This is a genomic window from Actinoplanes sp. NPDC048791 (assembly GCF_040650095.1).
In the GTDB taxonomy this organism is placed as follows: Bacteria; Actinomycetota; Actinomycetes; order Mycobacteriales; family Micromonosporaceae; genus Actinoplanes.
The window spans coordinates 1-13,312 of record NZ_JBEZGQ010000128.1 but is presented as its reverse complement, the minus strand read 5'-3'; the positions used below and the strand labels follow the sequence as shown (position 1 = coordinate 13,312).

The window sequence follows — 13,312 nt, the reverse complement described above, 5'->3', positions numbered from 1 at the left end:
CCCGAAGTCGCCTGGCGGGTCGGGGTCGCCCCGGCCGCCGCGTTCGACATCGCCGCGGTGTGCAGCGGTTTCGTCTACGGCCTGGCCACCTGCGCCGGGCTGATCGCGGCGGGCATCGCCGAGCGGGTGCTGCTGATCGGCGCGGAGACCAACTCGTACTTCCTGGAGCACACCCCGGAGGCCCGCGGCCCGGCGATTCTGTTCGGCGACGGGGCCGGCGCGGTCGTGCTGCGCGCCGGTGAGACCGGCGAGCCCGGCGCGATCGGCCCGTTCGACCTGGGCAGCGACGGCGCCGCCGCCGATCTGATCCGTATCGAGAACGGCGGCTGCCGCCAGCGGTCCCGCACCACGACCGACCCCGGTGACCCGTTCTGGGCCGTCTCCGGCCAGGAGGTCTACCGCCGGGCCGTCGAGCACATGACCGCCTCGGCGCTGAAGGTGCTGCGCGCCGCCGGGCACGTCGTCGCCGACGTCGACCGCTTCGTCGCGCACCAGGCCAACCAGCGGATCCTGGACCGGGTCGCCGAGCAGATCGGCGTGCCGGCCGACCGCTGCATCGGCAACGTGGCCAGCGTCGGCAACACCGGCGCGGCGTCCATCCCGCTCGCACTGGGCGACGCCTGCCGCGACGAGGCCCTGCTGTCCGGCCACCGCCTGCTGGCCACCTCGTTCGGCGGCGGCCTCACCTGGGCCTCGGCCATGATGACCTGGCCCCAGGTGGATGTGATCGCCACCGAGCAGTGACGCGCTAGGTTGGCGCGATGCCCACAGACAAGATCGACGCCGCTGCCGCCGGGACGTTCACCCTGGCCGGGCACACCGTGCGCCGGCTGGGATTCGGGTCGATGCGCCTGACCGTCAACCCGGACCCGGCCCCGGCCGTGCGGGTCCTGCGGCACGCGGTGGAACTGGGCGTCAACCACATCGACACCGCCGCGTTCTACGTCTCCCCCGGCGGCACCCTGCAGGTCGGCACCGGGGACAAGCGCTACGCCACCGAGCTGATCCGGGCGGCGCTGTGGCCGTACCCGGAAGATCTGCTCATCGCGACCAAGGTCGGCCCGGGCGAGGAAGGCTGGGCCCGCAGCGCGGCGCAGCTGCGCGCCCAGGTCGAGGAGAACCTGCGCCGGCTCGGCCGCGACCACCTCGACCTGGTCAATCTGCGGCTGCGCGGGCCCGGGCACGGCAGCTGCGCCGAGGAGTTCGCGGCCCTGGCCGCCCTGCGTGAGCAGGGCCTGATCCGCCACCTCGGCCTGTCGGCCGCGACCCTCGCCCACGTCGACGAGGCGCAGGCGATCGCGCCGGTCGTGTGCGTGCAGAACAGCTACGGCCTGGACTACCGCCGCAGCCACGACGACCTCGTGCGGATCTGCGGCGAACGCGGCATCGCCTTCGTGCCGTTCTTCAGCCTGGCCGGCGACGCCCGCGAGAAAGGCGCCGGCGAGGAGACCAACGAGGCGGTGCGGGCGGTCGCGGCCGCGCACGGGGCCACGACCGGACAGGTACGCCTGGCGTGGGCGCTGCACCAGGGCCCGCACGTGCTGGTGATCCCCGGCACGAGCAGCGTGACGCACCTGCGGGAGAACGTGGCCGCGGGCGCCCTGCGCCTCACCGCCGAGCAGCTGGCGACGCTCTAGTCGCCCTGGGCGGCGAGTTTGCGGCCGCGTTTGCCCAGCGGGATCTGCGACATGTCCACGGCCTGCGAGCTGAGGTCCTTGAAGCCGTAGCCACGCCCGGTCAGATACGCCGCCGCGGCGGTCTCGGCGCGGGTCACCGCGGCCGGGATGTCCTGCTCCTGCTCGACGGTGTCGGCGAAGCGGAAGGTGAAGAACGGCCGCGCCGCGATGTCGTAGGTCAGCGACCCCTCAGGCGTGTACGCCGCGAACGCCACGTCGTGCTCGCCGGCGTCGGCCAGCAGCTCGGCGCGTTGGTCGTCGGTCAGGCCGGCGAAGGCGCCGCGGACAGTGACCCGGATGGTGCGTGTGCTCATGCGCCGACCGTAGAGGGCGGCCGGGCCGCGCTCCACCGGATTACCGCTTGGGTGGTGCGAGGGGCCGCGGCGGATCGTTGGACGGGCCGAACGCGGTCAGGAACTTGTCGCGGAACGCGTCCATCGGCCACACCGGCGCCTGCGGGACCGGCTCGAGCCCGTCGGTCCAGCCCCAGTCCGCGATGCGGTCCAGCACGGCCGGGTCCCGGGCGACGACGGTGATCGGCACGTCGTGGCTGGCGGTGGCGCCGACCACGATCGGAGCCGGCTGGTGGTCGCCGAGCATCACCAGGACCAGGTTGTCGTCACCGTACTCGCGGACCCAGGACACGACGCTGTCGATCGAGTACTTGATCGATTTCGCGTACGCCTCGCGGACCCGGGCCGCGTCCTTCCACACCTCGCCGGCCGACGGGGCGCCGCGCTGCTGGGCGGTGTAGACCGAACCGTCGCCGACGTCGGCCCAGTCCAGCAGGGCCGGCAGCGGCGCCCACGGGGTGTGGCTGGACACGAAGGTGATCTCGGCCATCAGCGGGTCGCGGCCGGGCCGGGTGTACTCGCGATCGGTGAACGACTTCAGGGTGAACTGGTCGGGCATGGTGGCCCAGCTGAACGCCGGGCCCCGGTAGCCCAGGGTGTGCGAGTCGTAGACGCGGTCGAAGCCGTAGAACTGCCCCTCCGGCCACGCGTAGGTCACGCCCGGCTCGACCCCGACGGTCTGCCAGGCCGCGGTCCTGCGGAAGGCACTGGTCAGCGTCAGCCGGTCGCCGGAGACCAGGCTGCGGTAGCGCTGCTCGTTGTTGATCCACACCCCGGACTGGAACGTCGAGTGGGCCAGCCAGCTGCCGCCGCCGGTGGTCGGCGAGGTCAGGAAGCCGCTGCGGGCGGCGAACCCGTCCGCGGTGAGCTGCCGGCCGCCCTCGGCCAGGGTGGCGTCGACGCGCTGGTTGAGCTTGGGGTCCTCGATCGCGGACCGCCCGTAGCTCTCGATGAAGGTGAACACCACGTCCTTGCCGCGCAGCCCGGTCAGCAGCTGCTCGGCGGGCACATCGCGGAACGCGTCGTCGCGGGCCTCCGCGGCGAACGCGCGCCGGTCCTGCACGGCCGCCGGGACCTTGAGGACGTTGTCGTGGGCCAGCACGAAGGCGCTGTCGGAGGCGACGTACACCCCGGGGACGAACGAGGTGCCGAGCAGGGCGCAGGCCAGCCAGGCGAGGCAGGCCGCAGCGATGCCGCGGGTGCTGGCGGTACGGTGGGCCGCCGCGACCGCCGCCAGCCGGCGCACGGCCAGGGTCATCAGGACCAGGACGGCCACCGCCAGCAGGATCGCCCCGGCGACCGCGGCGACGGCCCCGGGCCGGCCGACCGAGCCCTTGACGAAGCGGTAACCGTCGGCGAGCAACGGCCAGTCCAGCACCGGGTCGAACTGGCGGGCCAGCACCGTGAAGAAGCCCATGTCGATGACCTTGATGACGGTCAGCACCCCCAGCGCGGCGCCGAGCACCGCGGCGGTGACCCGGCGGGCACGGGCCGGCAGGGCCAGCAGCAGCGCGAACGCGGCGAGCGCCTCGATCGGGATGCGCACGAACGCCGCCGGGACCGACGCGCCGGGCGGCAGCCGGGTGATCTGGTCCGGCACGACCAGCGCGAGGAAGACCAGCACCGCGGCCAGGACGGTGAGCACGGCCGCGGTGACGCGACGCCCGCGCAAGCGCTTGAAGAACGACAACCCGACGATCCTTAACCAGCTGCGGTGGAGCCCCCTGTCAGAGGCGAACTGTACTCACCGATCCTGACACCGCCCGGCGCGCGTGGTGCCAGGCGGTGTCAGGTTGCGGTCAGAGCTGTCCTCGTCAGCTGAGGGCGGGCACCCCGGTGAGCCGGTCCAGCGTGCCGGTGAGGTCCAGCACGCGCCGGACGATGCCGCGCGGGTTGATCACTGTCAGGTGCACCGCCTGGGTGTCCGCGGCGGCCCGGGCCCGCAGCAGCGCGTCGACGCCGACCGAGTCGCACAGGCTGAGCCGAGCCAGGTCGAGGATCACTTCGGCCGGGCGGGCCGTGGCGAGCACCTCGTCGACGGCGTCGGTCAGCAGGTCGGCGGTGCCCAGGTCGAGCTCGCCGTTCACGGCCAGCCGGATCACCCCGTCGTTGACCAGGTGGGTGGTGATGCGCATGGTGCTCAGCCCTTGATCTGGCGCGGGGTCCCCGAGCCGGCGGCGACGCTGATCCGGCGCGGCTTGGCGCTGTCGGAGACGGGGATGCGCAGGTGCAGCACCCCGCTGTCGTACTCGGCCTCGAGCTTGTCGGTGTCCAGCGTGTCGCCCAGGAACAACTGGCGGGTGAAGACCCCCATCGGGCGTTCGGCGATGACGCTCTCGACGCCGTCGCGGCGGGCGCGCTGGCGCTGCGCGCGGACGGAGAGCACGTTGCGCTCGACGGTCAGGTCGATGGACTCGGGGTCGACGCCCGGCAGATCGAAGTAGACGTGGAACCAGTCGCCGTCGCGTTCGGCGTCGACGTGCATCACCGCCGGGCGCGCCGCGGTGCCGGCGAGCTGCTCGAACATGCGGTCGATGTCGCGGAACGGATCCGTGCGCATGAGCATGGCCATCTCCTCCTTGGTGCTCCCTCACCAGGCTTCTTGAGTCCGGCAGACTCAACTTCTTCTGAGATACAACGACCGTCGGTGCGCTGTCAAGCACTCAGCGCGACCTGTTCAGCGGCGGAACGTTGTCGGCGAGCCGGGTCGAAAACGCTTTGCCGGCCGCGCGGCTGCGCCCGTACCGTGATCGCATGAACCTCAGGTCCGCCACGACGACGCCGGGATGTCCCGGCGGAGCACCGCGCTGATCTGATCTGCGACGACGTGGCCCCGGGCGATCCGCCCGGGACCACGTTCGTTGTCCCTGGACCGGTCGCCGGGCCCGCACCCAGGGAGAAACCGATGCACGTGGACCACCGCAAACTCGGCCGTGAACTCGACATCTTCGACTCCGACCCGCTGATCGGCGCGGGCCTGCCGTTCTGGCTACCGGCCGGCGCCGCCGCCCGCCACGAGGTCGAGAGCTACCTGTACGACCTCGAACGGCGCGCCGGCTACCAGCACGTCTACTCGCCGGTGCTGGGCAAACGCGCGATGTACGAGCTGTCCGGGCACTGGCGCAACTTCGCCGATGACATGTTCCCGCCCATGAACCTGGGCGACGAACTGGTCCTGCGGCCCAGCCTGTGCCCGCACCACGCCCTGATCTTCAAGGCGCGGGCCCGCTCGTACCGTGACCTGCCGCTGCGCCTCGCCGAGATCGGCGGCATGTACCGCGCCGAACGCTCCGGGGTGCTCGGCGGCCTCAGCCGCGTCCGGGCGATCTCACTCAACGACGCGCACACCTTCTGCCCGGTGTCCCAGGTCGGCCAGGAAGTGTCGGCCGTCCTGGACCTGATCCGCCAGGCCCACGCGGCGCTGGGCCTGCACGTGTCGTCGTACCAGCTGTCCCTGCGTGGCCCGGGCGGCAAGTACGCCGGCGCGGACGACGACTGGGATCAGGCCGAACGGCTGCTACGCGAGGCGCTGGACGCGGCCGAGGTGCCGTACGAGGCCGTCGAGGGCGAAGCCGCTTTCTACGGCCCGAAGATCGACATCCAGATCGCGGACCCGGCCGGCCGCGAATCGACCCTGTCGACCATCCAGATCGACTTCCACCAACCGGCCCAGTTCGACCTGTCCTACACCGACTCAGCCGGCGCGAAGGCCCGGCCGGTGATGGTGCACCGCAGCCTGGTCGGGTCGATGGAACGGCTGTTCGCGGCTCTGCTGGAGCTCCACGCCGGGGTGTTCCCGGTCTGGTACTCCCCGGTGCAGATCAGCGTTCTGCCGATCGGGGCGGAGCAGGACAAGGCGGCCGACGACTTCGCCCGGGAGGCGATCGAGGCGGGGCTGCGGGCGCAGGTCGACCGGGACGGGACCGTGGGGGCGCGGATCCGGGATGCTGCGCGGCGGAAGATCCCGTACGTGGCGGTGATCGGTCCGCGGGAGCAGGCCGACGGGTTGGTGGCGCTGCGGCTGCGTGATGGGCGGCAGGTGCCGGCTATGGCTCGGGGGGAGGCTGTGGGGTTGGTGCGGGCGGTGGCGAAAGCGCGGTCACACGAGCTGCTGCCCGCCGAGGGCTGACGGCGGCGTCAGGGCAGTAGCGGGTCAGGGACCGGCCGTGCCCGCTTGCTGCTGCCCTGCCCGCCATTCCTGGGCCAGGACGGCGAAGACAAGCTGGTCCGCCCACGCGCCGCGGAACAGGTAGCTCTCCACGTGGTGGGCCTCCTGGCGCATGCCGAGCCGGGTCATCAGGCGGGCGGATGCGGTGTTGCCGCTGTGGCACCGGGCGTAGACGCGGTGCAGACCGAGCCGGTCGAAACCCCAGTCCAGCAGGGCCGTGGCGGCTTCCGTGGCCAGACCGCGACCCCCGTGGTCGGGATGGAAGACGTAGCCGAGTTCGGCAGTCCGGTCCTGCTGACTGCGCCAGACGAGCTCCACGGTGCCGACGACGCCGGCCTCGGTCGTGGCGGCCAGCGTCAGGCAGTCGCCCTCGGCCCGCAGCGCGTCCTCGTTCGCCATGGCCAGCACCGACGCCCGTGACTGCTCGCGGGTGCGGGGCTCGGCCCCTGCCATCCACTGGACGACGTCGGGTCGGCTCTGCCAGGCATGGACGTCGTCGAGGTCGCCCACGGTGATGGGCCGCAGAGCGAGGCGCGGCGTCCGCATCGGATAGATCGGCTGGAACATCAGCCGATCGTAAGCCGCTGGCGTCACGACTCGTGTCTGGCCGGAAACTGCGCTGATACTTGCCGTATCCCAGCACAAGAGTCCTCAGCGGTTCTGTCGTACCCCGGCCGTACGGTCGCGGCCGTTGCTGAACCCGAGGCCGAGTCGCAGCGGTGCCCCCGCTGCCAAGGGATACGCACGCCGGAAGCGTTCCTGGCGCCGGGCGGCATGACACACAAGACCTGTCGACCTTGCCGCGACCGTGCACGGCGGGACAACAGGCAGCGCCGGGACAGGATCGGCGCGGAGGGTGTCCGGGCGGAGAACCTGAGGACCAAGTACGGGATCTCGGTGCCGGAGTACGACGCGTTGCGTGCCGCTCAGGGTTATCGGTGTGCGATCTGCCGACGGCACGAGGACGAGATTCCGGGGGTTCGCCTGGGGCGGCCGCGGTTGGACGGCAGGCCGACCGCGGAACCGTTCAAGCTGGTCGTCGACCATTGCCACGACTCCCGCCGGGTGCGCGGTCTGCTGTGCACGGGCTGCAACTCAGCGATCAGTCACTTCCGCGACGATCCAGCGGCCTTGCGTGCTGCTCTCGACCACTTCAATCGGTAACCTACCAGACAGGTAGGACTATACCATAACTGTCATTATGGTGTCCTGGCGTTTTGTCCGTTTACTGAGCGCATCCTGAATTACTGGATTATTGGTAATTGCAATCCAGTAATTCAGGAACGACGTGACCGCTAGGGAAGACGCCGACAATCCGCAGGGGATCGTCGGCGTCTTCCGTAGGACGGCTTGAGACAAGGCTTGCTGGTCGGCCGATCGAGACAGCGTCGCTATCGCTGAGAGAAAGCCGTCCTGCTCAGACGGCGGGCTTGCCGAACCAGCGAGACAGCCGGCCGTCCAAATCCCGCTGGTCGTCCCCGATCCAGGCGACGTGACCGTCAGGCCGCAACAGCAACCCCGGAACAGACACCGCCGCAGTCGGATCCCCGAGGTAGTCGACCCGGTCGGCCCAACCGCCGACGCTCAGCCGTTCGGTGCGGTCCAGCAGCAGCCCCCGGCCACGACGCAGCAGATCGTAGAGCCGCCCCTGCTTCACCTCGACATCCCGCAACCGCCGACCAACCAGATCAGGCCCCGCCCCGAAGTCGTACCGGATGCCGATCGCCGTGATCTTCTCGATCAGGTGGCGGTTCACCTCGTCGAAGTCCATCAGCTCGCTGAGCAGCCTGCGCAGCGCCTGCGCCCCCGGCTCGGGCGAGAACAGCGCCGTCTGGGCGCGGGTGTTGTCCAGCACCTCCGCCGCCACCGGATGACGTTCGGCCTCGTACGTGTCCAGCAACCCGTCCGGCGCCCACCCGCGCACCTGGCCGGCCAGCTTCCAGCCGAGATTGACGGCATCCTGCACACCCAGGTTGAGGCCCTGCCCGCCCGCCGGTGGATGGACGTGCGCCGCGTCGCCGGCCAGCAGCACCCGCCCCACCCGGTAACGCTCGGCCAGGCGGGTGGCGTCGCCGAACCGGGACAGCCAGCGCGGCGAGTGCACACCGAAGTCGCTTCCGGCGACCGTGCGCAGCTCCTGTCGGAAGTCCTCGATCGTCGGCGGTTCCGCCCGCTCGCTGACTCTCGCTGCGGGGACCACGACGCGATAGACGCCGTCGCCGAAGGGCTGCACGGTGAACGACTTGTGGGTGTCGCGGACCGAGGTCACCTTGGCGGCGATCTCCTCCGGCGGCGCCCCCGCTTCCATCTCGCCCATCAGGGTGTCGCTCCGGGACGGCTCGCCGGGGAACGCCACACCGAGCTGCTTGCGCACAGTGCTGCGGGCGCCGTCGCAGCCGACGAGGTAGCGCGAGCGCAGGCGTTGGCCGCCGGCCAGTTCGACGGTCACGCCGTCGTCGTCCTGCTGGAGGTCGGTCACCGTGCAGCCGCGGCGGATCTCGGCGCCCAGGGCGGTCGCGTGTTGTTCGAGCAGGTCGACGATGACCGGCTGCGGAATGCCCAGCAGGTAGGCGTGAGCCGAATCCAGGCCCGGCGGCACGGGCTTGTTGATGGCGGCGAAGAAGCCGGCGGCCGGACGCTGCCGGGCGTGTTCGCGGATGCGTTCCAGCAGGCCGCGCATCGCCAGCAGCTCGATGCTGCGGATGTGCAGGCCGACGATGCGGACGAACGACACGGGCTCGGTTTCCTGCTCCAGGACCAGGACCCGTACGTCGTGCAGCCTCAACTCCGCCGCCAGCATCGCGCCGGTCGGACCGCAGCCGGCGATGATCACGTCGAAAGTGTGCATAGGTGATTGCCTTCCGGGAGAGCCTTGGTGGTGAGGCGCTCCCGGCGACGCCTACGTCAGTCGCCCGGCCGTGACGGGAGGGGGAGCACCCACAGCGATACAGCGTTCATGGGTCTCACCTCCTCGGGCGTTGTCACGATCGCCTGCAAGCTACAAGTCGCACCCGTCCGCGTCCACCCAATTATCCCACGGGCGCGGTTTCCGGCAGCTCGGGGTGGTGGCATTTGCCCTGGTCAGCCGCCGCTATGGTGCCCGGCATGTCTGCTGCTGAGGTGATCATCGTGGGTGGCGGCCCGGTCGGGCTGCTGCTGGCCGGCGAACTGGTGCTCGCCGGTGTGCGCCCGATCGTGCTGGAGCAGTTGCCCGAGCCCAGCACGGCGTACAAGGCCAATGCTCTGCTCGGTCAGGTGGTGCGGTTCCTGGACCACCGGGGGTTCCTTGAAGAGCGGCCGCAGGCCGCTCCGGCTTTCCTGTTCGGCGCGCTGCCGTTGAAACTGTCCGGCCTGGCCGACAATCCCCTGTACGGCCTGCAGATCCGCCAGGCGCAGCTGGAAGCCATGCTGGCGCAGCGGGCCCGGGAACTGGGCGTGGACCTGCGACGCGGGCACCAGTTGCTGGAGCTGCGTCAGGACGACGACGGCGTCTCCGTACAGGTGCAGGGCCCGGACGGCGCCTACGAGATGCGTACCGGTTATCTGGTCGGATGCGACGGCGCGCGCAGCGGCGTCCGCAAGCAGATCGGGATTTCGTTCGCCGGCCACACCGATCCGGGCGTCGTCTCGCGGGCCGCCCACGTGAGCGTGCCGGCGTCGTCGATCAGCACCGAGGCCGCCGCCGTCGTGCTGCCCGGCGGCGAGCGGATCGGCCTGTACGCCTGGCATCGCACCGAGCGCGGCGCCTACGTGATGGTGCCGCACACCCCCGGTGTCCTGATGGTGTCGGTGATCGAGTGGGACGGTCCCGCGCCGGACGACGACGTCCCGGTCAGCCTCGACGAGGTGCGCGACAGCCTGCACCGCGTCCTCGGGCAGGACGTGCCGCTGGCCGCACCGACGACGCCGGGGCCGCACCTGCTGCGCCGCGGGTACGTCGCCAACACCCGGATCGCCACCTCGTACCGTCAGGGCCGGGTGTTCCTCGCCGGTGACGCCGCCCACGTGCATCCCTCGGTCGGCGCGCCGGGACTCAACCTCGGGTTGCAGGACGCGGCCAACCTCGGCTGGAAACTCGCCGCGCAGGTGCACCGCTGGGCACCGCCGGGGTTGCTCGACAGCTACCACGCCGAGCGTCAACCGGCCGCCGAGCGGGTCACCATGCAGACCCAGGCCCAGCTGGCGTTGATGTCCCCCGGTCCCGCGGTCACCGCGTTGCGCCAGGTCGTCGGCGAGCTGCTCGACCTCCCCGGTGTCACCGGGCACATCGCCGGGCTGATGGCCGGCTCGGATGTCGCGTACCGGATGCACGCCGGCCCCGCCCATGCGGTGACCGGGCGGTTCGCGCCGGAGCTCGACCTGCGGATCGGCAGCCGGACCACCCGCCTCGCCGAGCTCCTGCGGGCCGGCCGGCCGCTGCTGGTCGACCTCACCGGCTCCGGGCACCTGGCCGACCTGGTCGCAGCGTGGCGCGACCGCATCGACCTGATCAGCGCCCGAGCGCAGACACCACCGGCCGAGGCCCTGCTGATCCGCCCGGACGGTTACGTCGCGTGGGCCCTCGGCCCGGACGGCACCGAGGGGCTCCTCGACGCGCTGGCCACCTGGTTCGGTGCTCCTAATCCGCAGCCAACAGCACCGTCAGGCGGTCCAGGCCACTTCTGATCAGCTGCCCGTACCCGTCATCGCCGAGCGCGCCGATCCCCGCCTGCGCCTGCCGCAGGTGCTCCCGGGCCTGGCCCAGGTCGCCGAGCTTGCGGTAGCACTCGGCCAGGTTGAGGTGCAGCGACGGATACAGGCCGGCCGCCGTCAGCGGGACCCCGGCCGCGGCGACCCGGGCATCGGTGAGCTGATCGGCCGCGACCAGCGCGCGCTGGTCCCAGCTCAGTTCCTGCCGGACGTCGTCCTGCACGTCGGCCAGGGCGTGCGCGAGGACACAGACGTGCAGCGGGTCGCCGCGCTCGCCGCCGATCTCGTCCCAGATCCGGGCGAACACCTCGCGGGCGGCATCCGGTCGGCCCTCGTGATGGTGCAGCTCCACGCCCCGGGCGATGCGGGCGAGGGTGGGGTCGGTGTCCGTCACCGGAAAATTCTGAACTCGGTGGGCGTCGCGTGTCGAGAACCTCAGGGTGGCTGCGTCCCAGGGGACACCAGCGGCCACCACCGGCCGCCGGGGACGAGGAAAGAGGGACGACCGTGCACCAGGATGAGATCACCGAGGTTCTGCACCGGCCGCTCAGCCAGGAGATGCTGGCCCGGGACCTGACCCGGCTGGCGTACGTCGCCAAGGACGGCACCCCGCGCAACGTGCCGATCGCGTTCACCTGGAACGGCTCGCACATCGTCATGTGCACGTCCACGAACGCCCCGAAGCTGCCGGCCCTGCGGGTCAACCCGATGGTCGCGCTGACCATCGACACCGAGGTGCATCCGCCCAAGATCCTGCTCATCCGCGGCCGGGCCGAGCTCGACGTCGTCGACGGCATCCCGCAGGAGTACCTGCAGATGAACGGCTCCTACACGATGACCGCCGAGCAGCGGGTGCAGTGGGAGGCGGAGGTGCGCTCCCTGTACGACGGCATGGTCCGCATCGTGGTGACGCCGACCTGGGCCAAGCTCATCGACTTCGAGACGACGTTGCCCAGCGCCGTCGAGGAACTGGTGCGGCAACGTGAGCAACGGCAGCGGGCCTGAGCACAATGAGCCGTACCCGTACCGACAGGAGACCGTGATGGCCAAGTATCTGCTGCTCAAGCACTACCGGGGCGCGCCGGCACCGCCCAACGACGTGCCGATGGACCAGTGGACCCCAGAGGAGGTGTCCGCCCACCTGCAGTACATGCGCGACTTCGCCGCCCGGCTCGAGAGCACCGGCGAGTTCGTCAGCGAACAGGCGCTGTCCCCGCAGGGCACGTTCGTGCGTTCCGACGGCGAGGGGCGCCCGCCGATCACCGACGGACCGTTCGCCGAGACCAAGGACCTGATCGCCGGCTGGATGATGATCGACGTCGACAGCTACGAGCGGGCGCTGGAACTGGCCGCCGAGCTGTCCGCCGCGCCGGGCGCCGGTGGCAAGCCGATCCACGAGTGGCTCGAACTGCGCCCGGCCTACACCGAACCCGAGACCATCACGGAGTGAGAGTGGACGAGGCCCTGCTGCGCAGCCTCACCCCTGCGGTGATCGGCGTCCTCGTGCGTCGCGGCGCCGACTTCGCGGCGGCCGAGGACGCCGTGCAGGACGCCCTGCTGGAAGCCGTACGCGGGTGGCCCGATGACCCGCCCCGCGACCCCAAGGGCTGGCTGGTCACCGTGGCCTGGCGCAAGTTCCTCGACGCCACCCGCGCGGAAGCGTCCCGCCGGCACCGGGAGGTACGCGTCGAGGCCGAACCGCCGCCCGGCCCGGGTGAGGTGGTCGACGACACGCTCCAGCTGTACTTCCTGTGTGCGCACCCGTCGCTGACCCCGGCGTCGGCGGTCGCGCTGACGTTACGGGCGGTCGGCGGGCTGAGCACCCGCCAGATCGCGCAGGCGTACCTCGTGCCGGAGGCGACCATGGCCCAGCGGATCAGCCGGGCCAAGCGGACCGTCGCCGGGGTGCGGTTCAACCAGCCCGGCGACCTCGCCACCGTGCTGCGGGTGCTCTACCTGGTCTTCAACGAGGGCTACTCCGGTGACGTGGACCTGGCCGGCGAGGCGATCCGGCTCACCCGCGAACTGGCCGCCCGGACCCTGGACGAGGAGGTCGCCGGGCTGCTCGCGCTCATGCTGCTGCACCACGCCCGGCGCGAGGCGCGTACCGGTCCCGGCGGCCGGCTCGTGCCGCTCGCCGAGCAGGACCGCAGCCGGTGGAACACCCGGCTGATCGCCGAGGGTGTCGACGTGCTGCAGGCCGCCCTGGCCCGCGACCGGCTGGGCGAGTTCCAGGCCCAGGCGGCCATCGCCGCACTGCACGCCGACGCCCGTACGGCCGGGGAGACCGACTGGGTGCAGATCGTCGAGTGGTACGACGAACTCGTGCGTCTCACCGGCAGTCCGGTGGCCCGCCTCAACCGGGCTGTCGCAGTCGGTGAGGCCGACGGTCCGCGCGCCGGGCTCGCCGCCCTGGCGGAGCTGGA

General features: G+C 71.4%; 15 protein-coding genes. 8 read left to right on the top strand and 7 right to left on the bottom strand.

The genetic code is table 11. The annotated features are described in order from the left end of the window. Both AB0C29_RS12730 and AB0C29_RS12725 read left to right on the top strand, forming a co-directional pair. Positions 1-744: 3-oxoacyl-[acyl-carrier-protein] synthase III C-terminal domain-containing protein (locus AB0C29_RS12730; protein ID WP_360819272.1), on the top strand; the 744-nt coding region annotated here is incomplete at its 5' end. Between the two features lie 17 nt (positions 745-761). Then, entirely contained in the window at positions 762-1,637 is an 876-nt protein-coding gene (locus AB0C29_RS12725; RefSeq protein ID WP_360819269.1) for an aldo/keto reductase, read from the top strand. On the opposite strand, the gene AB0C29_RS12720 is transcribed toward AB0C29_RS12725, so the two are convergent. From AB0C29_RS12720 to AB0C29_RS12705, 4 genes are all read right to left on the bottom strand, one after another. Beyond that, positions 1,634-1,990: a DUF6204 family protein gene (locus AB0C29_RS12720; RefSeq protein WP_360819267.1), complete on the bottom strand. Its 357-nt coding sequence runs from the start codon at positions 1,988-1,990 to the stop codon at positions 1,634-1,636. The genes AB0C29_RS12725 and AB0C29_RS12720 overlap by 4 nt on opposite strands. Before the next feature lie 40 nt (positions 1,991-2,030). After that, positions 2,031-3,719 (bottom strand): sulfatase, encoded by a 1,689-nt coding sequence (locus AB0C29_RS12715; RefSeq protein WP_360819264.1) that lies wholly within the window; start codon positions 3,717-3,719, stop codon positions 2,031-2,033. A gap of 124 nt (positions 3,720-3,843) precedes the next feature. Next, positions 3,844-4,164 (bottom strand): STAS domain-containing protein, encoded by a 321-nt coding sequence (locus AB0C29_RS12710; RefSeq protein ID WP_360819261.1) that lies wholly within the window; start codon positions 4,162-4,164, stop codon positions 3,844-3,846. Between the two features lie 5 nt (positions 4,165-4,169). Beyond that, positions 4,170-4,595: an Hsp20/alpha crystallin family protein gene (locus tag AB0C29_RS12705; protein WP_360552087.1), complete on the bottom strand. Its 426-nt coding sequence runs from the start codon at positions 4,593-4,595 to the stop codon at positions 4,170-4,172. 339 nt (positions 4,596-4,934) lie between these two features. Here AB0C29_RS12705 and thrS point away from each other — a divergent pair, with 339 nt between their 5' ends. After that, a complete protein-coding gene (gene thrS, locus AB0C29_RS12700; RefSeq protein ID WP_360819258.1) occupies positions 4,935-6,158 on the top strand; it encodes a threonine--tRNA ligase in 1,224 nt (407 codons plus the stop codon). A 24-nt stretch (positions 6,159-6,182) separates the two neighbouring features. Here thrS and AB0C29_RS12695 read toward each other — a convergent pair whose 3' ends face one another. Continuing rightward, positions 6,183-6,764: a GNAT family N-acetyltransferase gene (locus tag AB0C29_RS12695; RefSeq protein WP_360819255.1), complete on the bottom strand. Its 582-nt coding sequence runs from the start codon at positions 6,762-6,764 to the stop codon at positions 6,183-6,185. On the opposite strand from AB0C29_RS12695, the gene AB0C29_RS12690 reads away from it, so the two are divergent. Further along, positions 6,684-7,361: an endonuclease VII domain-containing protein gene (locus tag AB0C29_RS12690; RefSeq protein WP_360819252.1), complete on the top strand. Its 678-nt coding sequence runs from the start codon at positions 6,684-6,686 to the stop codon at positions 7,359-7,361. The genes AB0C29_RS12695 and AB0C29_RS12690 overlap by 81 nt on opposite strands. Positions 7,362-7,614: 253 nt before the next feature. Here AB0C29_RS12690 and rox read toward each other — a convergent pair whose 3' ends face one another. Next, positions 7,615-9,045 carry a rifampin monooxygenase gene (rox, locus tag AB0C29_RS12685; RefSeq protein ID WP_360819249.1) on the bottom strand — a complete coding sequence of 477 codons (1,431 nt, stop codon included), beginning with the start codon at positions 9,043-9,045 and terminating at the stop codon, positions 7,615-7,617. Positions 9,046-9,302: 257 nt separating this feature from the next. On the opposite strand from rox, the gene AB0C29_RS12680 reads away from it, so the two are divergent. After that, on the top strand, positions 9,303-10,862 hold the full coding sequence (locus AB0C29_RS12680; protein ID WP_360819246.1) for an FAD-dependent monooxygenase: 1,560 nt from the start codon (positions 9,303-9,305) through the stop codon (positions 10,860-10,862). Here AB0C29_RS12680 and AB0C29_RS12675 read toward each other — a convergent pair. Further along, positions 10,816-11,280 carry a tetratricopeptide repeat protein gene (locus tag AB0C29_RS12675; RefSeq protein ID WP_360819242.1) on the bottom strand — a complete coding sequence of 155 codons (465 nt, stop codon included), beginning with the start codon at positions 11,278-11,280 and terminating at the stop codon, positions 10,816-10,818. The two genes, AB0C29_RS12680 and AB0C29_RS12675, sit on opposite strands and share 47 nt — an antisense overlap. Positions 11,281-11,393: 113 nt before the next feature. Between AB0C29_RS12675 and AB0C29_RS12670 the strand changes: the two genes are divergently transcribed. The 3 genes from AB0C29_RS12670 to AB0C29_RS12660 all read left to right on the top strand — a co-directional run. Then, the gene (locus AB0C29_RS12670) at positions 11,394-11,891 is read left to right on the top strand and encodes a pyridoxamine 5'-phosphate oxidase family protein (RefSeq protein WP_360819239.1); all 498 of its coding nucleotides are present in this window, start codon (positions 11,394-11,396) and stop codon (positions 11,889-11,891) included. A 37-nt stretch (positions 11,892-11,928) separates the two neighbouring features. After that, the gene (locus tag AB0C29_RS12665; RefSeq protein ID WP_360819236.1) at positions 11,929-12,336 is read left to right on the top strand and encodes a YciI family protein; all 408 of its coding nucleotides are present in this window, start codon (positions 11,929-11,931) and stop codon (positions 12,334-12,336) included. 2 nt (positions 12,337-12,338) lie between these two features. Beyond that, positions 12,339-13,312: DUF6596 domain-containing protein (locus AB0C29_RS12660; protein WP_360819275.1), on the top strand; the 974-nt coding region annotated here is incomplete at its 3' end.